The organism is Paenibacillus selenitireducens, from assembly GCF_002021565.1.
In the GTDB taxonomy this organism is placed as follows: domain Bacteria; phylum Bacillota; class Bacilli; order Paenibacillales; family Paenibacillaceae; genus Paenibacillus_K; species Paenibacillus_K selenitireducens.
Genome location: NZ_MSZX01000006.1, coordinates 290462 through 314139, shown reverse-complemented (window position 1 = coordinate 314139; position 23678 = coordinate 290462). Strand labels below are relative to the sequence as shown.

Genomic DNA, 23678 nt, shown 5'->3' with positions numbered 1-23678 from the left:
TACATCGAACGGTTAGGACTAGCATGCTGCGTTGCAGAAATCTTATGTAATCCCGAGTGAAGATATTTGTTGAAATAAGGATCTGCATGATCTACAATAAAGTTAGTAAATATTATAAATATAGTTAATGTTGTGTTTATATCCGAATAGAAATGGAATGTTTGAAGGAGGAATGGGAATGATCGAGGTTTATCCGGCCGAATCAAGGTATACATCAGACTTAGGTTGGCTACAAAGTCATTTAAGCTTTTCATTTGGTGAGTATTATGATGCCAAGAATGCGAACTTCAGTGTCATGCGAGTGTGTAATGATGATTTTCTAGTACCCAATCGAGGGTTCGGAGCCCATCCGCACAGTGACATGGAAATTGTTAGTGTTGTATTATCCGGATCGATTCGACATGAAGATAATCTTGGCCATGTCGCGATCTCTTCGTTCGGTGAAGTTCAACGGATGTCCGCAGGTACAGGTGTTATCCATACGGAGCATAATCCATCTTCAACAGAGGAATTGAATTTACTACAAATGTGGTTTGAACCGCATACACGTGGCTTGGAGCCGTCCTATCAGACAAGCCGATTTGATCCGGACCAACTGCAGGGCAGATTGTTGCCTATCGTGTCTCAGCAAGGTGCGGAGAACGTTGCTTCTATTCAACAAGATTTGACCATTTACTTAAGTAAGTTGGCTGCTGGAGAACAGATAGCCTTTGATCAGTCGTCCAGTCGGAAGACTTATTTGTTCGTGATCGATGGAGCATGTTCTGTGAATGGGAAAACCTTATTGCCTCGTGACGCTGCACGTGTGGAACAAGAATCCGGATTGAGCATTGTTGCGGATCAGGATGTATTTTTCATGTTGATTGATTTGCCCTAAGGAGGAATTCGGATGCAAGAGACGCTTATGATGAAGCATGCCGTTGGGGGAAGGATTTTCATTGACTCCAGCAAACAGACGGTCGAATATGTCTGGGAACCTTCTGAAGCTGGATGGAAGTTCGTCGTCAATACACCGATGAACGGAGAAATCGAAGAGCTTCTTCGGTTAAAAACAGAAATAAACGTATTTGTCTTCCAACAGGTGGAAGGGCAGCCAATGAAGAAGATTTGGTTCTATGTCCATGAGGGCCCGGTTACGTATGACGCGGATCAAGCGCAATTAACCGTGTATGCACGATCATGCATTGAATATTTCCCGGGTGATTACTTAAGCTAACAAAACAACATGCGACCGTTGCGGAAGAATCCGTTAACGATCGCATGTTGTTTTATTTATGTCTCAATTTGTAAATCAGACTAGCAATCAATGTTGATGGAATATTAAAGATGTTTCCTTGAACGGCAAAATGTGATTGTTCGTTTTCAAACGTCATTTTTTCATACATCTCACTCTGGGAGCCGCCGGTTCGAAGCTGCAATTTCTTCAATTCGGAAATGTAGCTGTATTGGATGGGGATCATGATGAGAAAATAAACAACGGCGATTCCGATGAGAATGGCTGTGATCATCGTTCCTGACATCAAGGCTTCCTCCTTTTGTAAAAATTTTCTTATATGATATAGTACGTCAAATGGGATGTAATCGTTTCAATTTATGACGAGAAAAAAGGTTGTCTTCTCAGTCTGATGACTGTGGAGACAACCTTGTGTTCGTTTCATTATGCTTCTTTACCCGATAAACGGTATGCCGCATGATGAGTAGGTCCAACATATTGGTTCAACGGAAAGGATTGGCGAATAGCTTCGGTAATAAATGCTTTGGCTGTTTGAACCGCTTCTTTTACGTCATGGCCTTTCGCAAGCTCAGCTGTAATGGCAGCAGAGTAAGTGCATCCTGCTCCATGGGTGAAAGTCGTTGCGAATTTTTCGGATTCAAGCAGATCGAATGATTTGCCGTCGTATAATACGTCAACAGCCCGTTCCTCGGAGGCAAGCTTCCCGCCGCCTTTTACAAGAACGTATTTCGCGCCCTTCTCATGAATCTTGGCAGCGGCTTCTTTCATTTCATCGATACTCTTAATCGGCGACATTCCGCTTAATTGCGAAGCTTCAAATAAGTTCGGTGTGACGACGAGTGCTTTCGGTACAAGAATATCGCGAAGTGCCTCGTTCGTCTCCGGATGCAATGCTTCGTCCGCGCCTTTGCAGACCATGACAGGGTCGATGACAAAGTTGCGTACATCGTACTGTGAAATCTTCTTAGCCACAAGCTCGATAATATCGATGGAGCCGAGCATTCCGGCCTTACAGGCATCGACACCAATTCCTGCAAGAACGGTCTCAATTTGTTTCTCAAGCGTAGATAACTCAATCGGAAATACATCATGGAACCAGCCGTTATGCGGGTCCTGTGCAACAATCACCGTGAGGGCTGTCATTCCGAATACGCCACGTTCTTGGAATGTCTTCAGGTCGGCTTGCATTCCTGCGCCGCCGCTGGTATCCGAGCCTGCTATGGTCAGTGCTTTGTGTAACATATCTGTTAAACCCCTTTGTTGTTCGTCATGATATTGTCGTTCTGTAGAACTCCTTAGTTCATTGTAGTACGAAAGGTCTTAGGAGTAAATGCAGTTCTACGTATCGAATATCCCATTATTGTAAGCTTGCTAAATAATCTTCTATTAACTCTTCTTCAATGACAGACTCCAAGAGGGTTAACTCTTGAACTAGCTTAGCAACATCATCGGGTGTTAATGTGATTTTAGGGTATTGAAAAGATGATTGTTCTAACAAAGTAATTCGTTGTGCTGTTGGCGGATGTGTCGCATCAAGGCGTGTTCCTTCCATACGTTCTACCCGACGAATACGTTCTATTTCTCGCTCAGGTATGGTTGTTAATTCTTGTTGGTAAAAATCAAAAAAAGATATGTTCATATGCTCTCGATTTAATGCATAGCGATGTAGTGAATTATAGAATGTCGCAGCATAATACATTTTATGCTGTTGATTCATATAAGCTTCGGTCCCACTAACCTCACTGCCACGTAAATCTGCCAAGAATTCCGATCGTTGCGATTCGTTCCACATCAGATGCGTAAGGATATAGAGACCTGAATACGGAATCCAGGAGAAGAGTTTCATGATGAAATAATTGATGTAATGCAAATACCCAAAGGTACTCAGCTCCCAGATCTTATCACGTGCAGGTTGAGCAATGCTATACCATTGACGAAGGGAATGGACTGCAAGATGTACGTAGGATTCCCTCCCGAGATCGTTATGTGCATCATGCGCAACCTCATGACCAATAAGTGCTATTATTTCTTCTGGTTCTAAGGTCTTTAAAAGGGGTAATCCAAAGCAAAAATATTTGCGACGACGAAGACCAACTCTTGTGAAATAGGCATTGAAACTTTTATTCATATAGATACCGTGTACCTTCGAAACACCTAAATAAGCAGATACGTCTTGTACAAGCTTCGTGAACACAGGAAATTTTTCAGGTGACAATGGAATTACATCTTTGTCGAGCTTATGAATACGAGGCCATTGGATCCAAATAATGAAGAATAAAAAAATAGTGCCTGCAATGCCGGCCGCGATATGGTTCTGCCATCCCGAGAAAGTCCAATAGATTCCTAACCCTAGCAAGGAAATATTGAATACAAAAACACATGTTGCTATGAAATATGCCAGTATATTTGCTTTCGTAAAGTTACGTTGATGGTCTACACCATGGCGAAGCATTTCTTGAAATAAGGCGTTACCATAGGATTGACCAAGCTTTACATACAAAGCCTCCAACCGGTTTTTAGGAGCCTCCGCATGCATCGCCTCTACATTCCACCCACACTCACACCAAGTAATAAATCGATGATTTACGGATACATTGCGATTACATTTCGGACAAATCTGTTGTAACACGGCATCTGCTCTCATCATAAGATTAGCCTCCATCTCTATGTATTAGGTATAATCTTCCAAAATTATTATATATCAATAGGATAGATTGTTGTAAAAAAAATTGCATAGAGAGGGGAGATCACAGTGAGGTCGATCTTTAGAAATCAGGAAGCTGAATTAGCCTACGAACGTTGTTATGAGGAAAGCCTAACTTTGTTTGAATTAGCGTATTCATCCTGTTATGTGAAGACATCCTTTGGAGATACACATGTCGTATGCTTTGGCGATCGGAATAAAAAACCGCTCATGCTCCTGCATGGGATGACGATGAGCAGTACCATGTGGTATCCGAATGTGAAGCATTGGGTTCAAGACCGCTGCGTGTATGCGATCGATGTGATGGGTGATTTTGGGCGAAGCAAACCTGCTGGTGTCATGAAATCGCGAAGAGAGGCACGGCAATGGCTGCTAGAAGTATTGGATGGATTGTCCTATCCACAGGTGGATTTGGCCGGGCATTCCATGGGGGGATTTTTGTCTTTGAATTTCGCGCTTGCCTATCCAGAACTGGTATCGAGGCTGATGTTATATGCTCCAGCAGGGACGTTTCATCGCGTAAGTTTTCAGTTTTTCACCAAGATCTATCCTGCTTTATTGTTTCATACCGAGAATCGGATCGACAGGGCATTTCAGTGGTTCTCAGCCAGCGGAGCACCTTTGCTCCCGGTGTTTCGATCGCAGGTGATTGCAGGCTACCGCAACGCAAAACCTCTTCTGCGTGTCACGCCAACCGTATTTTCAAGCGAAGAATTTGAAAATTTCCGAACGCCAACTTTACTTCTCGTAGGGGATCAAGAAGTTATTTATCCCGCCAAGAGAGCCATCGCCAATGCGCAAGAAATGATTCCGCATGTGAAGGGCCATCTCATTACGGGAGCAAGTCATGCGTTAACCATAGAGAACGCCGACATCATCAATACCATCACGTTAGATTTCTTAAAGCAACACGACACGGCAAACAGGCTGCCGTAAGAACGGAACAGCCTATGCATAACAGGGTAGAAGTTGTCCTACCAACGTTATTTGCGATCACTTTCATGTCGAAGTCGAAATGCTGACCACGTATCGTCAATCGAGATGAGGGAGACGCCGACAAATCCAGCTTCCTGCAGAATCTCCCACCCGCTATCTCGGGTAATATCGGATTTGATTTTGGAGCTCTTCTTCGGATAAGCGACCCATAATGTGGCTGCTTTTTTCAGCTTTGGTAAGATGTCGGGCACATAGCGTTGTAATTCAGCTTGATTTTCAGCAAATAGAAGCACAAACTCCATCTCAGGTTGGAGGGTCGGTAACACTTCAACTCCTTCGGGAAACTCCTCTACAGGCAGTGAAAAGGATTCTGGTGCGTTCACGACAGCCACATGAACATTGTTTTTAATAAGTAATTTTTTTACGAGGCCCATGTTCGTCATCCTTTCTGATGTAATGTTCGATATTCTGGAGCTAGCAAGCTCATGGTTATGGCATCATGGTATTCGAAATTCCAGTACAAATAGTCTCTCTGCACGCCTTCTCGCTTAAACCCGAGTTTCTCATAGACATGCAATGCGCGTTCATTAAAGGCATAGACGGCAAGCTCCACACGATGTAGCTGAAGCGTTCCAAAAGCATAACGGAGCATGAGCAGCATGGCTTCGGTGCCATAACCTTGCCCGCGGTTATTCTCGCCCGAGATCGCGATTCGAATATTTGCCCTTCGATTGACCGGGTCAATATCATTCAATACCACTTCACCGATCAATTGGTTACTCGTTTGGGTTAAGATCATGAGATCAACGCGCTCTTCAGAAGGCGTAGCGATACGTTCGATCCAGTTCGCTGCGCTGTGTTTGCTGAATACCGTTTGCGTTCCAGTCCACTTGTTCATTTCGGGATCCATGAGGAAGGTGTAATAAGCATCAAGGTCTTCCGCTTCTACGGGACGGAGGTAGATTCGGTCGCCTTCGAGAAATTTGATCGTATGTTCAACCACGTCATCTCGACTCCTCTCGATATCATTTAGCTACATGGTATACTATGAACAAGTTGATTGCAAAGGACAAGAGGAAACGGTGAATATACCTAGAAAATCTATCGATCAAAGGCCCTTATATTCGTAATCTAGTAGAACGCCACTAGGCAGATCTTTAAGATAAAACCGCTCACTTATCCATTGGATAGGTGAGCGGCTTTTGCATCATAGGAAATTAGATTAGATCGCTGTCCATCCGCCGTCGATGACGAACTCGGCGTCCGTCATGAAGCGGGATTCGTCGGATGCGAGGAAGAGGACGCCATATGCCACGTCTTCAGGCTGCCCAAAGTAGGGAAGCTGCGTGAACGTGCGGTAGAAGGGTTCAGCATCCTTGAAGGATTCTTCGGTCATCGGTGTTTCGATAATGTCCCATTTATGGGCGTAATTGAGCTGCGACAGTCAGGTTTCCTTGCTTGATGGCGATGTCAAAAGATGTATGCCCGTCTATCGATTTTTGATGGGTATCTGCACCGTGGTCTAGTAATAATTGGACGATTTCGGTATTGTCATCGTGAAATGCAGCCGTATGCAAGGCGGTATGGCCATTGCTGTCATAGCATGTAGTCTTTGCTTGATGATGAAGTAATAATCGGATTACTTCCACGTTGCGTTCTCCTGCGATAGCTGCATGAAGAGCCGTGTTGGATGGGATAAAAGGGACTTGCGAGCGCGATAAAGCATTTACATCGGCTCCGAATTCAATTAATTGGGCCACGATCTGAGGATGTCCGAAATGTGCTGCGATTCCTAATAGCGAGAGTCCGTCAGGGTTAAGCGTGTTGACGAGATCAGGGCTTGCTTCTAAGTGGATTCGTAGTTGGTTGAGATCACCAGCTTGTGCTGCTTGGAATACTTCTGATACCAATGAGTTCGTTGACATGATACGTCCCTCCGTGCGTTTCCGCCCATTCTTTGTTAAAATGTTCCTTGTCCGACTATTTCATAGTATACAGGAAGCGTGGACAACTTGAAATGTTATGCCCTAGGGCTAAAGTAGATAAGGTATTTAAAGGAGTTTGTTGAAATGAGCGGAGAGATGAAGACCGAAGTGAATGGTTCTGAGCAAGCCAGCAAGAACAATCGTGTCCTTATTATGACTTCTGTAGAAGCCGAACGAGAGGCTGTCCTGCGGGGATTGAACCATGACGATCGATTTGATGTATGTGTGGCGGGCGTAGGTTCTGTTGCAGCAGCGATCAGTACGACGAAGCAACTGGCAAAAGCATCTTATGGCCTCGTTGTGAATGCAGGGATCGCTGGAGGATTTGAGGGTCAGGCTGAAATCGGGTCCATCGTAGTGGCGAGTGCCATTCTCGCCGCAGACTTAGGAGCGGAGACACCTGACGGCTTTTTAAGCGTAGACGAGCTTGGCTTTGGTTCTTCGCGGATATCCGTTGAAGCTGGCTTAGCTGCACAGGTAACCGAAGCGATTCGAGCCGCTGGTCATACTGTGTCTTTAGGTCCTGTAATTACATGTACGACCGTGACGGGGACGGCAGCGACCGCGGAAGCGCTCTCGCATCGCGTTCCAGGCGCGGTTGCCGAAGCGATGGAAGGGTATGGGATCGGTACGGCGGCTGCGTCTTATGGATTGCCTGTACTAGAAATTCGCGCGATATCGAATGCCGTAGGGCCGAGAAATCGTGCCGCATGGCGTATTAAAGAAGCACTGAATGCTTTAGAAGCAGCAAGTGCTGTATTTGTGGAGGTGCTGTAAATGAAAATTGCTTTTTCCCCTTGTCCTAATGATACGTTTGTGTTCCATGCATGGGCCCACGGCCTGATTCCTGGTGCACCCGAGCTGGAAGTAACCTACGCGGATATTGATATTACGAATCATTGGGCAGCAGATCGAACTGGGCCGGACGTGATGAAAGTATCCTATGCGGCTTTGCCATGGGTATTATCGGATTATGCATTGCTGCCATGCGGCGGCGCACTTGGGCGTGGCTGCGGCCCGTTGGTGCTGACGAAAGATGCTGCTTCAGACCCTGCAAGCTTGTCAGGCAAACGGATAGCCGTACCAAGCGAACGTTCCACAGCTTATTTGTTATTCCGGTTATGGGCGGCACAACACGTGCCAGGTGGCATCGGTGAAATCGTCGTCATGAAATTTGACGAAATTATGCCTGCGGTTCGCGATGGGCGTATGGATGCCGGGCTAGTGATCCATGAAGCTCGATTTACATATCCATCCTATGGATTATCACTTATGACAGATCTAGGGAACTGGTGGGAGTCGGATACGGGATTACCGATTCCGCTCGGAGCCATTATTGCCCGTCGCTCGATGGATATTGATGCCTTAACGGATTGGGTACGTTCATCAGTCGAATATGCATGGCGCAATCCGGAAGAATCTCGTGATTATATCTTAAGCCACGCGCAAGAAATGTCCCCAGAAGTTACCAAGGCACATATCGATTTATATGTGAACAATTTTACAGCAAATTTAGGCAAAGACGGTTACGCTGCGATCGAAGCATTGCTTGGTCGAGCGGCCGAAGAAGGGCTTGTTCCCAAGTTCGATTTGGCGTTGTTGCGCTAATCTTGGCGGTTAAGTATACCTGCAGCAGCAGGAGTGCTTAACCGTTTTTTATTTTGTTCATAATATTCAATTTGACAATATCATGAAGTGTCTTGAATTTCTTTTGACAATACAACAACATAAATAAGAAATCATGATCATGATTCGATCGGAAATCGCATGACAACGATGAATTTTACGGGGGGATTGTATGGAAAATTTATCTGTACGCAACAAACTGAATTTGATTATTACCTTAGGAATCCTATTCATTCTGATAACGGGGTTCATCGGCATGAACGGTGTGAATAAAGTGAATACCTTTTTAAGCAAGACGTATAACGATAATATTGTTTCTATCAAATCATTACAAGGCGTACGTGTAGACATGCAGGCCATTAAAGGTGAACTGCTGGAGATGATGCTGAACGGCGATTCCGATACGCCAATCGTCTCGGATAAGTTGGGGGATGAGCTTGATAAGAGCATTCAGACAAGGCTTGGGAATATTGATATGCTGTTAAATACATACCTAGGAACCGAGCTGGATGCAACGGAGCAAGCCCAGTTGGATGCATTAAAGACGAGTACCCTCAACTACAATAAAGGCGTTCAAGAAGTGATTCGAGGTTATCGGACTGGTGGCATGAAGGAAGGTCTAAGTTCTTACTATCATTCTTTGAGCGGGCTGCATCAGAGCCTGATTGAGCAAATGACAGAATTAACCGATATAAATGTTCAACAGACAGATAGCTATTATCAACAGAGTCAATCTTCCAAGAGCAGTACCATTATATTGGTCGTCATATGCGGGATCATCGCATTGCTTATTACATCGATTTTTGGGTACGTTTTGGCACGTATGATTACAAAACCAATGCGAGATATTCAGAGCGTGATGAAGAAAGCGCAGCAAGGGGATTTGACCGTTCGTTCGCACTATCATTCGAAAGATGAGTTAGGCCAGCTGAATGGATCGTTCAATTTGATGCTGGAGTCGTTACAGGGATTCATGCGAAGAATCATGGAGTCGAGTGAACAAGTTGCCGCATCCTCCCAAGAATTAAATGCAAGCGCGGAGCAGACCAGCCAAGTCACCGAACAAATCGTGCAGGCGGTTGGGAATGTGAACAATAGCATGGAATTGCAAGGACAGCATGTTGCTGCGACGACGCAGACCGTGACCGATATGAACTCGGGCATACAGCATGTCGTGAACCACACGCAAGAAGTGTCAACGACAGCGAACCAAATGGTGGATCAAGTGGTACAGGGAAATCAACAAGCAGAAGCGACGATCGAACAGATGAATGAGGTCGCCATGAAGGTGGATCGTCTGGAAGAAGTACTCCAGCATCTGAACCAACGGTCGGATGAGATCGATAAAATTGTGAAAGTAATCACGGATATTGCCGCACAGACAAGCCTCTTATCCTTAAATGCATCTATTGAAGCAGCACGGGCTGGGGAAGAGGGGCGCGGCTTTACGGTCGTTGCGAATGAAGTTCGGAAATTAGCAGATCAATCCTCGCATTCGGCAGACGATATCGCGAATTTGGTGAGCCATATTCAAGAAGATACGATGCAAGCCATGAAATCGATGAATCAAGTGAAGCTGGAAATGGAAGACGGCATGAATCGCATGTATGCGACGGGAAATGTATTCTCGGATGTCAGACATGCCGTCGAGGGAATTGCCGGGCGTATAGAAGAAGTATTTGCGACCATGGAGCAATTGTCGGCAGGCTCGGAACAGATCAATGATACGATGATTCATATCAATGAATCATCAGGTCAAGCGATAGATCATTTCCAGCAGATTTCATCAAGTACGCAAGAACAGTTGGCAGCGATGGAAGAAGTTGCGGCTTCGGCTTCGCATTTATCTCAATTGGCGGAAGACATGCAAGAGACGACCAGTCAATTCAAGAGCTAGAACCTATTGGTTCGTTCGGAACATCTGCTGAAGTGATTGAAGCCAGCGCTCAAAAATACGTCGAGTATATTTCCTTGTAAGTGAAATCGGATCATGAACATGCCAAAAGCCGTTATGTACAGCCTGCTGTGCGTAGCGGTTTTTTGGTGTCCTAATCGGGACATGAACCTCTTGTAATTGACAAAATGGAAGAGATTGGGTATACTATAGAAAGTTTAAGCGCTTTAACTTTTGAATTTTTATGGAGTAATCCCGTATATCGATGAAGGGATGTGATTCGATACGCCCAATTCAATAGCCTTTAGTTGTAAGCGCATTCAATTCTGAATGCATTTTTCTGACGTAGTCACCCCTCCAAGAACCTCCCTTTGATGTGAAAAAAGCTTCTTTTCCACAACGTTGACCTCACACGGTAACAAACTCTCATGGATGCAGTCATGAAAATGTGTAATCTATTCGATTAGGAAAGAGGGAATGGAATGCAAGTTCATCATTTTTTGCGAAAAAGGTTTCACAGATACATAGCCATATGTTTAGTGTTCATGCTGTTGCCATTCCATACGGTGGGAACCGTATCGGCGAAAGAAACCGGGGACGGAGAAGTAACCACGGAAAAAGTAATGATCGCGGCTTGGGACTTTAAGGATGCGGGAAGCGAAGGAGTCATTTCGGCGACCTATGGCGCCTATCAGGCGGCCTCCACCATTCGTGCTGTGGGCGGTCTCCAATTCGAATATGTAAGTGACGACGGGCTGCAATATCAGGGCTGGCACCAAGGCGTAGACCGTAAATACTGGCTGGCTACACTGTCGACCAAAGGCTTCCAGCATATCACGTTGTCATCTATGCAAAAATCTTCGGGCTCAGGACCGCGCGACTTCAAGGTTGAAATCAGCAGCGATGGGGCATCGTGGACGAAAATGAAAGATGTAACGCTCGAAAAAGGCAGCTACAGCTGCAACAGCTGTAAATTAGCGGATACGCCTCTTCCGCAATCTGCTGAAGATCAGCCATTATTATATATTCGCTGGATCGTGGCTTCGACCGAGGCAACGAACCCAATCGAGAATTCCGAAGTAGGAGCAGGCGGCTCCAGCTATATCAAGGATATTCGTGTGAAAGGAGAAGCGATGGAAGGCAGCGACATCGAGGTACCTACTATAAATTTGCTGGAATCCCCTCAAGACGGTGCGGTGAAAACCGCTGTCGATGCACAGGTAACGGTGAAGTTCAGCAAGAAAATCGTATGGAATGAAGAACATGCGGTCACGATCAGGGACAATGAGAACAACCTATTACAAGGGATCCAACCTGAAATAATAAACCATCATACATTACAGATTAACCATTCGGTATTGGACTATGGCAAAACCTATACGGTGTCTATACCGAAGGAAATGATTCAAGGGAAAGAAGATCATATCCCTCTAGTTCGGGATATTTCCTGGAGCTTTACGACACAAGACTCACCGTTCATGCCGAAATCCGTCAATATGACCTTCAACGGTGATCCGAAGACAAGTATCGCGTTTGCTTGGTATACCGATCTCATGACAGATTCGATCGTTCAAGTCGTGGATGCCTCCGATGTACAAGGGGGCGTGTTTCCTCAGACCGGGTTCGTCACGTATTCAGGTCACGGAAAAGAGATAGATACGTTCATGGCGAAAAGCGATAGAACGACCCAGACATATACGGAATTTATCAGCCATAAAGTCATTGCAGATGCGTTGACTCCAGGCACTACATACAATTTCCGCGTCGGCAATGGAACAGCATGGAGCCCTATTGGCTCGTTTACGACCGATACGTCTAACCATCAGTCTTACCGCTTTATTGCCGGATCAGACTCGCAAGCTTCAAACAAGTCAGAATTTGAGCCTTGGGCGGATACGTTCAGAAAGGCGATCGACTATATCGGAGCCCCTAAATTTCTTATTAGTGCTGGAGATTTAGTGGATAACGGCGATTTAGAAGAGCAGTGGCAATGGATGCTCGGGGTAGCACAGAAGGAGCTGCTGCAGGTTCCGTTTGTTCCGGTGCTTGGCGGCCACGAGGTGCAGGATTATGACGGAGATGAGACGACACCGAACAATAACTTCTACAACCATTTCAACTTGCCGAAGCAAGTCGTCGCGGATACGCATGAAGGGTCGGTCTATTCTTTTGAATATGGAGATGCGCTTTATCTCGTATTTAATTCGCAGTATCAAGGTGCGCTTGCAGAGAATGGAAAGGACGTCGAATGGGCGGATGATCAATTTTGGGATCAAGTCGCTTGGATGAAAAACACCGTGGCGAAAAGCGATAAGAAGTGGAAATTCGTTGCGTTTCACAAAAGCCCGTATGCAGCAGGGGATAACTCAGCGCAATGGGAAGATGATCGTGTCCAATTTTACAAAAAGTATCTCATCCCTGCCTTCGACGAGATGGGCATCGATTTGGTATTTGAAGCACATGACCATATGTACATGAGATCGTTCCAAATGTATAACGATGAAGTAATCCCTAAGGAGCAATTGGAATTCGATGCCGCAGGCAATGCCATCAATCCGAAAGGTACGGTCTATCTCATGTCGAATGCCTTCGGCAACAAGTTCTATTACAAGAATAATCAACATTATCTGGACGAGAATGATGAGGCCCAGGAATTATTAGATGAAAACGGTAATCCGATTCCGTATGATGATTACTTTGCGGCAATTGACGAGCAGCCGGAGAAAAAAATGTTCACAGATGTATCCGTCTCCCCGAAAGTACTTCAATTTACGGCTTATACTGCAGCCATGGAAGACGAAGGGAAAGAAGGTACTGTAGGCAACGGATTATTTGCTTACGATAGATATGGGATCCAACGAACGGATGTGAAACCTGAGCCCGTTGAGCATGCAGGTGTTCAGCTTCGCGATTCTAGCGCTCTCCTAAGCTGGGAAATGCCTTCTGCCAGCAAAGAACCGATTCGAGGCTTCCGAATTTATGAGAAGGGCGACAAGGTAAAAGCACACTGGAGCGAATATATTCCGGTGGCGGATGGGCAATCAGCGTACAGCTATAAGCTGGAAAATATCGACCCGAATAAGAAATATGATCTAATCATCAAGGCTGTTGGCACAAGAATGAACTCAGATCCCGTTGAAGTCAGTACGCTAGAAGGACCGATCGTGAATGAACCTCCTTCAGCACCGACAGAGCTTCAAGGAACCGCAATATCACCTTTCCAGGTTAACCTGCGGTGGACGGCGTCTGCCGGTACATTAGAGCCATCGGGTTATAACGTATATCGTGGCGGTACGAAGGTAGGCACAACCAAGACGTTGTCTTATAGCGATACCGGACTGAATCCGGATACGAAGTATCGCTATGTGGTGAAGGCTTATAACGTGGAGGGGATGGAATCGCTGGACAGCAATATGGTGGAAGTGACGACGGGACAATTGCCATCAGGCGAAGGTCCGCACAAAGCGTTCCCACAGCATACGGCTTATGCAGGGGGCTCGATTAAGCCGAACCATGTAACTCAAGCGAAGATGGACTCCACAGTGGCTAGATTATATGACGAATGGAAGGCTAAATATCTGAAGCAGAACCCATACGACCCGAGTCAATATTATGTTTGGTATAGTGATGGGGATTGGTTCGAGGAGAATGAAATCACGGTATCCGAAGCGCACGGTTACGGGATGTTGATTACCGCGCTGATGGCAGGGCATGATCCGGACGCACAGCATTATTTTGACGGCTTGTATCGCTATTTCAGAGCACATCCCAGCGAGATCAATCCCGATTTGATGGCGTGGCAGCAAGCGGATACCGGTACGGAAATTAAGGATATCAATGGCGTTGATTCAGCCACGGACGGCGATATGGATATTGCTTACGCGCTTTTGCTAGCGAACAGTCAATGGGGGAGCCGAGGTGAGATTCATTACTTGGAGCAGGCCAAGAAGGTTATGAATGCGATTATGCAAAGCGAAGTCAACCATACGGAATGGACCTTGAAGCTGGCGGATTGGGTTACAGATAACGATCCGAAATATGGCCAAGCGACGCGAGCATCCGATTTTATGCTGCAGCACTTAAAGGATTATCGCAACGTGACGGGTGACACGCGTTGGGATCGTGTCGTCGATTCAACGTACAACATCATCCGCGACATGCATGAGAACTACAGCCCGAAAACGGGGTTGCTTCCCGATTTCGTGGTGAAGGACAGCAACCGTTACGTTCCAGCGGAACCAATGTTCTTAGAATCGGAGACAGACGGAGACTACAGCTATAATTCTTCTCGTATTCCATGGCGAATCGGTACGGATTACCTGATCACAGGGGATACCCGCGCGCAAGCACAATTAAGTACTCTTAATCGTTGGATTCAAGAGAAGACGAATCAAGACCCGAGTCAGATTCGAGCTGGATATAAGCTGGACGGTTCCAAGGAGCTGGAAGATTACGAGGATATTTCGTTCTCTGCACCACTGATGGTAAGCGCGATGATCGACGCATCCAATCAGGAATGGTTGAATCGATTATGGGATTATAATACGGCCGGTTCAACAGAAGATGAGCTGTACTTCAGCAATAATCTACGTTTGCTTAGTATGATTGTGGTGTCGGGGAACTGGTGGACGCCGACCCTTGTGGATGACGTGGCGCCTACGGCACCGACGATCGAGCGGGGAGAAGCGGTATCGAGCACTGCGATCGAGCTGAGATGGACATCTTCCACCGACAATTTAGGTGTTGTGGGATATAAGGTATATCGGGATGACGTCGAAATTCTCACAACGACAAAGACGGAAATGAAAGATACCGGACTACGTCCTGCAACAACGTATCGATATTTTGTCGTGGCGGTGGATGCGGCAGGAAATACATCCAAGATCAGCAATGTAAGAATCATTTCCACCTTGAAAAACAACAGTGAAGGCGGAGGGACTTGGACTGGCGGCACAACCCCAACCAAAGAAACCACCACGCCACCGGCAAAAGAAGATCATGCGACAGGAACACCTGAGCCTGCGAAGATCACTTTTATCGATGTTGATAAGACCTATTCATGGGCCAAAGAAGCAATAGAAGAACTAGCTGCAGCAAGAATTATGCCGGGAACTTCCGAAACCACGTTCGAACCCGGGAAGAAGTTGACGCGAGCGGACTTTATGACGTTGTTGGTAAAATTGCTGGGATTAAAAGCGGAGTTTCATGCCAATTTCACGGATGTTGACCCACGTTCAACGTATTATGAAGCGGTAGGCATCTCCAAAGCACTAGGCATCACGACCGGTGTAGGCCACAATACATTCAACCCGACGGCTTCGATTACTAGACAAGATATGATGGTGCTGACGGCAAGAGCGCTTTATGTAGCTGGCGTCATTTCGGCGAAAGGCGTGGGATCGGAACTTGATTCATTTCCAGATGCGGCGCAAGTATCAGGGTACGCAGCAGCAGATGTTGCAGCACTGCTGCGGGAGAAAATGATCCAAGTAGATCGTGGCGTCATTCTTCCAAAAGAGGCCGCGACACGGGCCGATGCCGCCGTGATGTTGTATCGTATATTTACTATCATTCAATAATCGTTAGGGATTGCTTCATAGCAAAGCCGCTTCGTACAGATTTCTGTGCGAAGCGGATTTTTTGACATTCTAGAATTTATAACTTTTTCGAGAAATTGCCGAGATCAAATTAGGGTGCAGGGTCCGGAGCGAGCAATGAACGGACACAGGAGACCTTATTTATGCCAAAAGCACTCAAAATGTAGGGTGAACGGACACAGCAGCTCTTATCATGCTAAACATAAGCTATATACTCATGATTCGACTGGAATAAGGGCATCTAGGTCCGAAAAACGGCTAATCTATGAGCATAGCAAACAATAAGGTCTCTCGTGTCCGTTATACACAATTGATGGTTATACGAATCCAACATAACTGCGCGTAATATTCGGGAAGCGCAAGATCCCATCTTGACTATATTGATGAAAGAGCGCCGTAACATCCTGAATGAATGCTTCATAGTTGGAATCGCCTTCTTGTGGTGCATACGATGCAGACAGATTCCTTCCTACAAAGCCCTCCAGATCAAAAGATAAATGATTCTCATAGGTACGGAACGTATAGGTTCCATCACGGAAGAACCGTTCAAAGATATCGGGGGTCTCATCGATCCCTCCGCTAAACCCGTTGAATTGCGGACAGTGGATTTTGCAAATGTCATAATTCGCTTGAATCATAGGGCTGTGCGGGTCACGACTGTTCCATATCAGGGCAACAGGGGCTTGCGGTTTCGCAATACGTAGACATTCGACTTGGAAAAGATCCTTATCGAACCAGTGGAAGGCTTGAGCAACCGTAATTAGATCAACCGTATGATCCTCTAAGGTTGTATGTTCGGCAGTTCCAGGCACAGAAGTATATGTATCGTAGGTATGGAGTCTTTGCTCTGCCGCCAGCCGCATATCTTCATTAGGTTCGACGGCAAGGACTTGAGCCCCTCGTGCAAGCAGCTGTTCGGTCAGAATGCCTGTCCCGGAACCGATATCCGCAATAATGCTCTGTGAGCTCAGGCCATATTCGGTGAACAAATCATCTAATAATGCGCTAGGATAACTCGGACGATGCAGCGCATATCCGCTGGCCTTTCCAGTAAACTTGCTGGTGTTCTCCGACATGTAGGATCCTCCTTCAAAATAAAAATAAACGTACTAAATGAAAGCGCTTCATTATATATTCTATTATCAGCACTCAACGTTAAGTTTACAGGATGAGGAACGGACTTGGAAAGATGTTTTGTTGCAATATTCCAATGAATAGGGAGGGTTCGTATGAAGGTCAAACGATGGATTGGGCTTTTATGTGTGTTAGTGATGGCAGCTTCAATCGTTGCAGCGTGCAGTAGCGGACAGACAGAAACAACGACGCCTAAGGATCAGACCAAGCAAGAAACGACTACCCAGACGGATTCAACAAAAACGGATGCGGCAACGACAGACACAACTAAGACAGATACGGGCAAAGGGGATGCCAAAGAAACACCTCGTAACGAGACGTTGTACATCAATGGTTTGCAATGGGGAGCGCCTACGAATTTCAACTTACTGAGCGGCAATCCAGCTTTCCCGATTAACTATGGGAACTCGAGAGAAATCATTTATGAAACATTGTTTATGATCAATGAATTGAATGGAGACTTGGAGCCTTTGTTAGGCAAGAGATATGAATGGAATGGTGATTTGACCCTGCACATCGATCTGAATAAGGATGCGAAATGGAGTGACGGCAAACCGTTCACCTCAGATGATGTGGTGTACACGTATAAATTAGGCAAGAAATACGATATCAATTGGAGCAGTTATTGGACATATATCGAAGACGTCGTGGCCGATGGCCCGAATGGTGTCAATATTAAATTGAATAAGGATAATGCCAATAAATTAACGGTACTCGATAGCATTGAGATCATTCCGATGCTGCCGAAGCATGTATGGGAAGAGATCGAGAAGAAGGCGAACAATGATCTTGCGACGATTCGCAAGGAAGTGAATGCCGATCCTATCGGCTCAGGACCTTACAAGATATACTTCTACAATGATCAGAAAATTACTGTAGTTCGTGATGATAACTACTGGGGCAAGGCGCTGTTCGGTAAGCTGCCTGCACCAAAATATATCACCCACGTGGTGTATAAAGACAATGCAGCTGGCGACCTTGCCTTCAAGAGCGGTCAAGTCGATGTATCGCAGCAGTTCATCCCTCAAGTATGGAACATGTGGAAGGGCGGGGCACCGATCAAGACGTATTTGAAGGATGCGCCATATTACGTTCCGGGTTCCATGCCGTCGATCTTCTTCAACTTATCGAAGAAGGGGCTTGAGAATGCGGATGTCAGAAGAGCCATCGCGATGAGCATTGATTATAAGAAGATCTCGGATCTGGCGATGAGCGGATATTCCGCGGCCATGAAGCCGTCCATTACGTTGAATTCGGATGCGGAAGCCAAATATGTGGATCAGAGTGCAATTGCAGCACTCCAATGGACAACGGATGTAGAGGGCGCAAATGCCTTGCTGGATAAGATCGGTGCCAAAAAAGGCAAGGACGGGATCCGTGTGTTGAACGGAACGAGATTGGGACCTTATGAAATCGAATGTCCTTACGGATGGTCGGACTGGAATGCGTCTTTGGAAATCGTAGCGCAAAGTGCGAAAGCGATCGGCATTGAAATTCGTACGAAATTCCCTGAAGCTCCGGTATGGACGAACGATCTGCAGACGGGCAAATTCGATATCATCATGAATACGCCAGCCGGCAGTGTAAGCCCGAGCCAACCTTGGAATAGAGCACATGACATCATGTACTCCAAAGGTGTAGCTCCATTAGGTGAAATGGCGTTCTGGAACTGGGGACGTTACAAAAATGATCAAGCGGACGCATTGATTGAGAAAATCCCGACGGTTACGGACGAAGCTCAATTGAAATCACTCTATACGGATTTGACGAAAATTTGGTTGACCGACATTCCTTCGATTCCGCTCATGTATCGCCCATGGGTCTTCCATACGGTGAATGAGTCTGTATGGAAAGGCTTCCCGGTTGAAGGGGACGGCAGCAACATTCCTCCGCAAATTGCGATAGACGGCGCGGGTATTCGTGCTTTGTATCAGATTCATAATTAAGCCAAGATACGTGCAAGGACCTATGGGGAAGTGGCAGCATTCACTTCCCCTATAGGTCTCTCTTACCCCATTACAAAGTAAACCTACATCTAACCGCGGTCGCTCATTTTCGAAAGGCCTCAATAGAGGTTAAAGCATGCGCGAAAGGGAGTGTTGTCTTGAGTGCGTATTCCAAATATTTTATCAAAAAGTTCTGCTGGTACTTCCTGACGTTGGTCATCGCCGTAAGCTTAAACTTTATTCTGCCGCGATTGATCGACGGGAATCCGGTGAGTATCATCGTCTCTCAAGTCTCCAAAGGAATGACAGATAGCGATACCATCAAGCAAGTCTATGATACGTTTATGAAAGAGTTCGGCCTTGACAAGCCTATGTGGACGCAGTTCCTTATCTATATCAAAAATCTATTCACCGGGGATCTGGGGACATCGTTCGGCTTATATCCGAAGAAGGTCACAGACATTCTGGCGACAGCCGTACCTTGGACGGTAGGCCTGCAATTACCCGCCATTCTTGTGGGATGGATCTTGGGAAATATTCTAGGTGCGGTAGCCGCTTACAAGAAGGGGGTATTCGATAAGGCGATATTTCCGGTAGCGCTCTTCGTGAATTCAATTCCTTTCTTTACGTTAGCCATTATTATGCTTTATATTTTTGGACTGACGTTAAAATGGTTCCCGCTCTCTGGCGGATATGACTTCCAGATGATCCCGCAGCTAAGCTTCGAATTTATCGGTTCGGTCATACGTCATCATACGCTCCCCTTCCTGTCGATTGTGCTCGTTACGATTGGGGGTCAGGCGATCGGAATGCGTGAAATGTCGATCTATGAATTGAATTCGGACTATGTACTGTACAGCAAGCTGCTCGGGATTCGGGATCGAACGGTCTCCAGGTACGTGTTCAAGAATGCGATGCTGCCGCAAATCACGGGGTTGGCCTTATCGCTGGGTACGATGATCGGCGGTTCCTTGATCTGTGAAATTGTCTTTAGTTATCCGGGGATCGGAACGTGGTTGTTCACGGCGATACGCCAGTTGGATTATCCCCTCATATCCGGTTGTACATTGATTATTGCCGTTTCGGTGCTGCTCGCGAACTTCACCTTAGAGATCATCTATGGCATCGTAGATCCGAGAATCAAAGCGGCTCAAATGGAGGATGAGTAGGATGAATCATTCCATTCGCATTCTGTTAAAGTCGCCGAAGTTCATGATCGGTACGATTGTTCTTGTCCTGATGATTGCCTTTGTGCTGATTTACCCGTTCATCAATACAAAAGATCCGCTCGAGATGATGGCGTTGGCTTTTCAACCGCCGGATTCGAATTTGCTATTAGGTTCGGATAACTTCGGACGGGACTTGTTCCTGGAGCTGGTCTACGGGATTCGAACCTCCATGATGGTAGGTCTCATTGCTGGTGTATGCGCAACGATTATCGGACTTATTTTTGGATTGGCATCCGGGTATATGGGGGGATTTGTCGACAATTTTTTAACGGCGATCACGAACATTTTTATCGTCATTCCTTCATTTATCATATTGATTCTCATCTCCGTCAGTATTGATTCCCGCAGCTCGCTCGTTACCGCATTGATCATCGGAATCACAAGCTGGCCATGGACTGCGAGAGCCGTTCGTGCCCAGACCACTTCGTTACGCAATCGTGACCACGTGAATATTGCCAAAATATCCGGACACAGCACATCCCGCATCATCCTGTCGGAGATTCTTCCGTATATTGCGTCTTACGTTGTCATGGCGTTCGTTCTTCAGACGGCATCCGGCATCCTCTCAGAAGCATCGATTTCAATGCTCGGCTTAGGTCCTTATAATACGATATCGCTTGGGATTCTGATGAACTGGGCACTTGTGTTCGAGGCACCTGTAGCAGGGGCTTGGTGGGCTTTCATTCCTGCAGCTTTTTCGATCGCTGTCATTACGTTCTCCCTTTATTTGATGAATACCGGGATGGATGAAATTTTCAACCCGAAAATAAGGAGCTAACTATGACGAAAAATATATTGGAAGTCAAAGGTCTGAAAACCTATTACAGAACACGGTTGAAAGAACAGGTATTTGCCGTGGATGGTGTGGATTTTGTACTAGAAGAAGGGAAGACACTGGGGATTGCCGGGGAATCCGGGTGCGGGAAATCTACGTTGGCACTTAGCCTTATGGGATTTTATTTCCCGCCTTTGCATTATCAGAGCGGATCGATTGTTATCAATGGGATCGATATTATGAAGCTGAAGAAGGAAGAGCTACGGTCTAAGATTTTAGGGCGTGAGATTGCTTATATTCCTCAGGCAGCGATGAATGCCTTGAATCCAACGCTCAAAATTATTCGCTTTATTGAAGATATGATGAAGGTACATCGGCCTGAGCTGAGCAAGAAGCAGGTATGGGAAATGGCCGCAGAGCGTTTTGAGACGTTGAACTTATCCCCGAATGTACTGAATTCTTTTCCGAATGAGCTCTCCGGGGGCATGAAACAACGGACGGTTATTGCCATCTCCACGATCCTTAATCCCAAGGTCTTGATTGCGGACGAACCGACCTCCGCGCTCGACGTGTCTTCACAGAAAGTCGTGATCAAGCTGCTCAAAGATTTGCTGGATAAACAATTCATCAAATCACTCGTATTCATCACCCATGAACTACCGCTGCTCTACCATGTCACCGATGATATTATGGTCATGTATGCGGGAGAAATTGTGGAACGCGGGACATCGCACGAAATGATTTTTGATTCCATACATCCGTACACGAAGAAGCTGATGGGCTCCATTATCGTTCCGGAGGAAGGGATGAAAGGACATAAGCTGTCTGCGATTCCTGGGGCGCCTCCTAATTTGAAAAACGTACCTGCAGGTTGTCGATTCTCGGATCGTTGCTCCTATGCGACAGACGCCTGTATGACAGGCAAGGTGGAGAGTAAGATGGTGGATGATCGGACGTATCGTTGCCTTTATGATGTCGAAATCCTAAAGGAGTGGTATGCGCATGAGTAGTAATCGGGAATCCTTCATGCATGGCAAACAATTGACCAAGGTATTCGGATTCGGCCAACAGAAGGTGACGGCGGTACAGGCGGTCGATTTTGATTTCCACCGCGGAGAAATTATATCGATTGTTGGGGAGAGCGGCAGCGGCAAAACGACCTTAGCGAAAATGATCATGGGACTGTTAAAGGAAAGCAGCGGTACGATCGAATATAAAGGGAAGACCAGACAATTGAAGCGCCATGCCGAACGCAAAGCGTATTGGAAGGACATCCAGGCCATCTTTCAAGATCCGTTCGCTTCCTTCAATATGTTCCACAAGGTAGAGAAGCTTTTGCTCGATTGCATCAAGCTGCAGGGACTCCAACTGACGAAGGATGAACGGTTCGCGAAAATGAAAGAGGCCTGCTCCTTCGTCAATTTAAAGTTCGAGGAGTTGTACAATAAGTACCCGTTCGAGCTGTCCGGGGGTCAGATGCAGCGGTTGATGATTGCGAGAATCTTCATGCTGCATCCGAAAGTGCTGATCGCGGATGAGCCGACCTCGATGGTGGATGCCTGTTCGCGGTCGACGATTCTCGATATGCTGTTGAAGCTGCGCGACGAGAATAACATGACTATTATCTTTATTACGCATGATGTAGGGCTGGCTTATTATATTAGCGATACCATTTATATTATGGAAAAGGGGAAAATCGTGGAGCGCGGAACAGCGGAGGAAGTAATCCTTTCGCCGCAGCATCCGTATACGAAGCAGTTAATTGCGGACGTGCCGAAGATCCATGAAGCATGGAATTTAGGATAATCTGATAAGATGCCGAGAAGATTTCGGCATCTTTTGGTGTTGTGCCCGGTCGATGCCAAGAGGATACATGGTATAATAATTCCAACTTTTGGATCAGGGGGGCAATCGCATTGAAACCAATCTTGCTTCATGTTCTGTGTCTTCTTATCCTTGTCAGTCTAACGGCTTGTGGGTCGGAGCGGTCGCTAGCACAGGACGACAAGAAGGTTATCATCGAGCAAGCGAAAGTGCTAGAGCAGAGCTACTATAACCTGCTCACATTTCAAGAGGATTATCATGAATTTACGTCCCATGTCTCGGGTATTTTAGATGCTCCCGTCATGCAATCTCTGATGGATTCCATTGTATTCGGTTATAACGATAAGACTTTTACCGGGAGCGATATGGCGAAGATGACACGGGATGAATGGGAGAAGCACAAGACTTATATGTTGGGAGTCATACGAGGGATTGGTGTGGACCAGCAGCATGTCACGATTCGTTTCTCAGATGTCTATCCAAGCGACGATAAAGATCAGGTTTTCCTATATTCCAGCGAATTGAAGAAAGTCAAAACGGAGCCGTATACGAAGACGAATAAGAAGTTTACCCTCGTGCAAACCGACGGGCATTGGAAGATTGCCCGAATCGAGCAAGATCGAATCACGTACGGCAGCGAACAGACCGCAGCAGAAATACAAGAATTGGAATCAAAGCTAAAGTATCAAACCCATGGAGATTCGGTCGTGGAGTACTTGGATCATCCCCTGGAACTCCAAGGGTACGCCGAACAATAATCCGATACAAAGAAAGCGGCAGGCCTGACGAAATCG

At 46.2% G+C, this 23678-nt stretch carries 21 protein-coding genes; 13 read left to right on the top strand and 8 right to left on the bottom strand.

Going from position 1 to position 23678, the window contains the following annotated elements; genetic code table 11:
• Nucleotides 1-178: 178 nt before the first annotated feature.
• Both BVG16_RS17210 and BVG16_RS17205 read left to right on the top strand, forming a co-directional pair.
• The gene (locus BVG16_RS17210) at nt 179-877 is read left to right on the top strand and encodes a pirin family protein (RefSeq protein ID WP_078499937.1); all 699 of its coding nucleotides are present in this window, start codon (nt 179-181) and stop codon (nt 875-877) included.
• Between the two features lie 12 nt (nt 878-889).
• Nucleotides 890-1216, top strand: a complete 327-nt coding sequence (locus tag BVG16_RS17205; RefSeq protein WP_078499935.1) for a hypothetical protein — start codon at nt 890-892, stop codon at nt 1214-1216.
• A 52-nt stretch (nt 1217-1268) separates the two neighbouring features.
• Here the strand turns inward: BVG16_RS17205 and BVG16_RS17200 are convergent, their stop codons facing one another.
• The 3 genes from BVG16_RS17200 to BVG16_RS17190 all read right to left on the bottom strand — a co-directional run bounded on the left by BVG16_RS17200 (nt 1269) and on the right by BVG16_RS17190 (nt 3881).
• Nucleotides 1269-1508 carry a DUF3949 domain-containing protein gene (locus BVG16_RS17200; protein WP_078500146.1) on the bottom strand — a complete coding sequence of 80 codons (240 nt, stop codon included), beginning with the start codon at nt 1506-1508 and terminating at the stop codon, nt 1269-1271.
• A gap of 149 nt (nt 1509-1657) precedes the next feature.
• The gene (gene pdxK / locus BVG16_RS17195; RefSeq protein WP_078499932.1) at nt 1658-2476 is read right to left on the bottom strand and encodes a pyridoxine/pyridoxal/pyridoxamine kinase; all 819 of its coding nucleotides are present in this window, start codon (nt 2474-2476) and stop codon (nt 1658-1660) included.
• Between the two features lie 115 nt (nt 2477-2591).
• Nucleotides 2592-3881, bottom strand: a complete 1290-nt coding sequence (locus BVG16_RS17190) for a M48 family metallopeptidase (RefSeq protein WP_158081719.1) — start codon at nt 3879-3881, stop codon at nt 2592-2594.
• Between the two features lie 105 nt (nt 3882-3986).
• Here BVG16_RS17190 and BVG16_RS17185 point away from each other — a divergent pair, with 105 nt between their 5' ends.
• Nucleotides 3987-4874 carry an alpha/beta fold hydrolase gene (locus BVG16_RS17185; RefSeq protein ID WP_078499930.1) on the top strand — a complete coding sequence of 296 codons (888 nt, stop codon included), beginning with the start codon at nt 3987-3989 and terminating at the stop codon, nt 4872-4874.
• 47 nt (nt 4875-4921) lie between these two features.
• Here the strand turns inward: BVG16_RS17185 and BVG16_RS17180 are convergent, their stop codons facing one another.
• The 4 genes from BVG16_RS17180 to BVG16_RS17165 all read right to left on the bottom strand — a co-directional run bounded on the left by BVG16_RS17180 (nt 4922) and on the right by BVG16_RS17165 (nt 6799).
• The gene (locus BVG16_RS17180; RefSeq protein ID WP_078499928.1) at nt 4922-5308 is read right to left on the bottom strand and encodes a hypothetical protein; all 387 of its coding nucleotides are present in this window, start codon (nt 5306-5308) and stop codon (nt 4922-4924) included.
• A gap of 5 nt (nt 5309-5313) precedes the next feature.
• On the bottom strand, nt 5314-5877 hold the full coding sequence (locus tag BVG16_RS17175) for a GNAT family N-acetyltransferase (protein ID WP_078499927.1): 564 nt from the start codon (nt 5875-5877) through the stop codon (nt 5314-5316).
• Between the two features lie 219 nt (nt 5878-6096).
• On the bottom strand, nt 6097-6282 hold the full coding sequence (locus BVG16_RS17170; RefSeq protein WP_269845603.1) for an SDR family oxidoreductase: 186 nt from the start codon (nt 6280-6282) through the stop codon (nt 6097-6099).
• 10 nt (nt 6283-6292) lie between these two features.
• Entirely contained in the window at nt 6293-6799 is a 507-nt protein-coding gene (locus BVG16_RS17165) for an ankyrin repeat domain-containing protein (protein WP_078499925.1), read from the bottom strand.
• A gap of 144 nt (nt 6800-6943) precedes the next feature.
• Between BVG16_RS17165 and BVG16_RS17160 the strand changes: the two genes are divergently transcribed.
• From BVG16_RS17160 to BVG16_RS17145, 4 genes are all read left to right on the top strand, one after another.
• Nucleotides 6944-7636: a futalosine hydrolase gene (locus BVG16_RS17160; RefSeq protein WP_233147068.1), complete on the top strand. Its 693-nt coding sequence runs from the start codon at nt 6944-6946 to the stop codon at nt 7634-7636.
• A complete protein-coding gene (locus BVG16_RS17155; protein ID WP_078499924.1) occupies nt 7637-8467 on the top strand; it encodes a 1,4-dihydroxy-6-naphthoate synthase in 831 nt (276 codons plus the stop codon). It begins immediately after the preceding gene.
• 190 nt (nt 8468-8657) lie between these two features.
• The gene (locus BVG16_RS17150; protein ID WP_078499922.1) at nt 8658-10382 is read left to right on the top strand and encodes a methyl-accepting chemotaxis protein; all 1725 of its coding nucleotides are present in this window, start codon (nt 8658-8660) and stop codon (nt 10380-10382) included.
• A gap of 479 nt (nt 10383-10861) precedes the next feature.
• Nucleotides 10862-15958 carry a glycosyl hydrolase family 8 gene (locus tag BVG16_RS17145; protein WP_233147067.1) on the top strand — a complete coding sequence of 1699 codons (5097 nt, stop codon included), beginning with the start codon at nt 10862-10864 and terminating at the stop codon, nt 15956-15958.
• A gap of 335 nt (nt 15959-16293) precedes the next feature.
• Here the strand turns inward: BVG16_RS17145 and BVG16_RS17140 are convergent, their stop codons facing one another.
• Nucleotides 16294-17052: a class I SAM-dependent methyltransferase gene (locus tag BVG16_RS17140; protein WP_078499921.1), complete on the bottom strand. Its 759-nt coding sequence runs from the start codon at nt 17050-17052 to the stop codon at nt 16294-16296.
• Between the two features lie 153 nt (nt 17053-17205).
• Between BVG16_RS17140 and BVG16_RS17135 the strand changes: the two genes are divergently transcribed.
• From BVG16_RS17135 to BVG16_RS17110, 6 genes are all read left to right on the top strand, one after another.
• Nucleotides 17206-19056, top strand: a complete 1851-nt coding sequence (locus tag BVG16_RS17135) for an ABC transporter substrate-binding protein (protein ID WP_078499919.1) — start codon at nt 17206-17208, stop codon at nt 19054-19056.
• Between the two features lie 158 nt (nt 19057-19214).
• The gene (locus BVG16_RS17130) at nt 19215-20225 is read left to right on the top strand and encodes an ABC transporter permease (protein ID WP_078499917.1); all 1011 of its coding nucleotides are present in this window, start codon (nt 19215-19217) and stop codon (nt 20223-20225) included.
• A 1-nt stretch (nt 20226) separates the two neighbouring features.
• Nucleotides 20227-21063: an ABC transporter permease gene (locus BVG16_RS17125; RefSeq protein ID WP_078499915.1), complete on the top strand. Its 837-nt coding sequence runs from the start codon at nt 20227-20229 to the stop codon at nt 21061-21063.
• Between the two features lie 2 nt (nt 21064-21065).
• Nucleotides 21066-22070: an ABC transporter ATP-binding protein gene (locus tag BVG16_RS17120; protein WP_078499913.1), complete on the top strand. Its 1005-nt coding sequence runs from the start codon at nt 21066-21068 to the stop codon at nt 22068-22070.
• Entirely contained in the window at nt 22063-22866 is an 804-nt protein-coding gene (locus tag BVG16_RS17115) for an ABC transporter ATP-binding protein (RefSeq protein ID WP_078499911.1), read from the top strand. The genes BVG16_RS17120 and BVG16_RS17115 overlap by 8 nt, the downstream gene beginning before the upstream one ends.
• A gap of 110 nt (nt 22867-22976) precedes the next feature.
• Nucleotides 22977-23642 carry a hypothetical protein gene (locus BVG16_RS17110; RefSeq protein ID WP_078499908.1) on the top strand — a complete coding sequence of 222 codons (666 nt, stop codon included), beginning with the start codon at nt 22977-22979 and terminating at the stop codon, nt 23640-23642.
• The last annotated feature ends 36 nt before the right edge of the window (nt 23643-23678 follow it).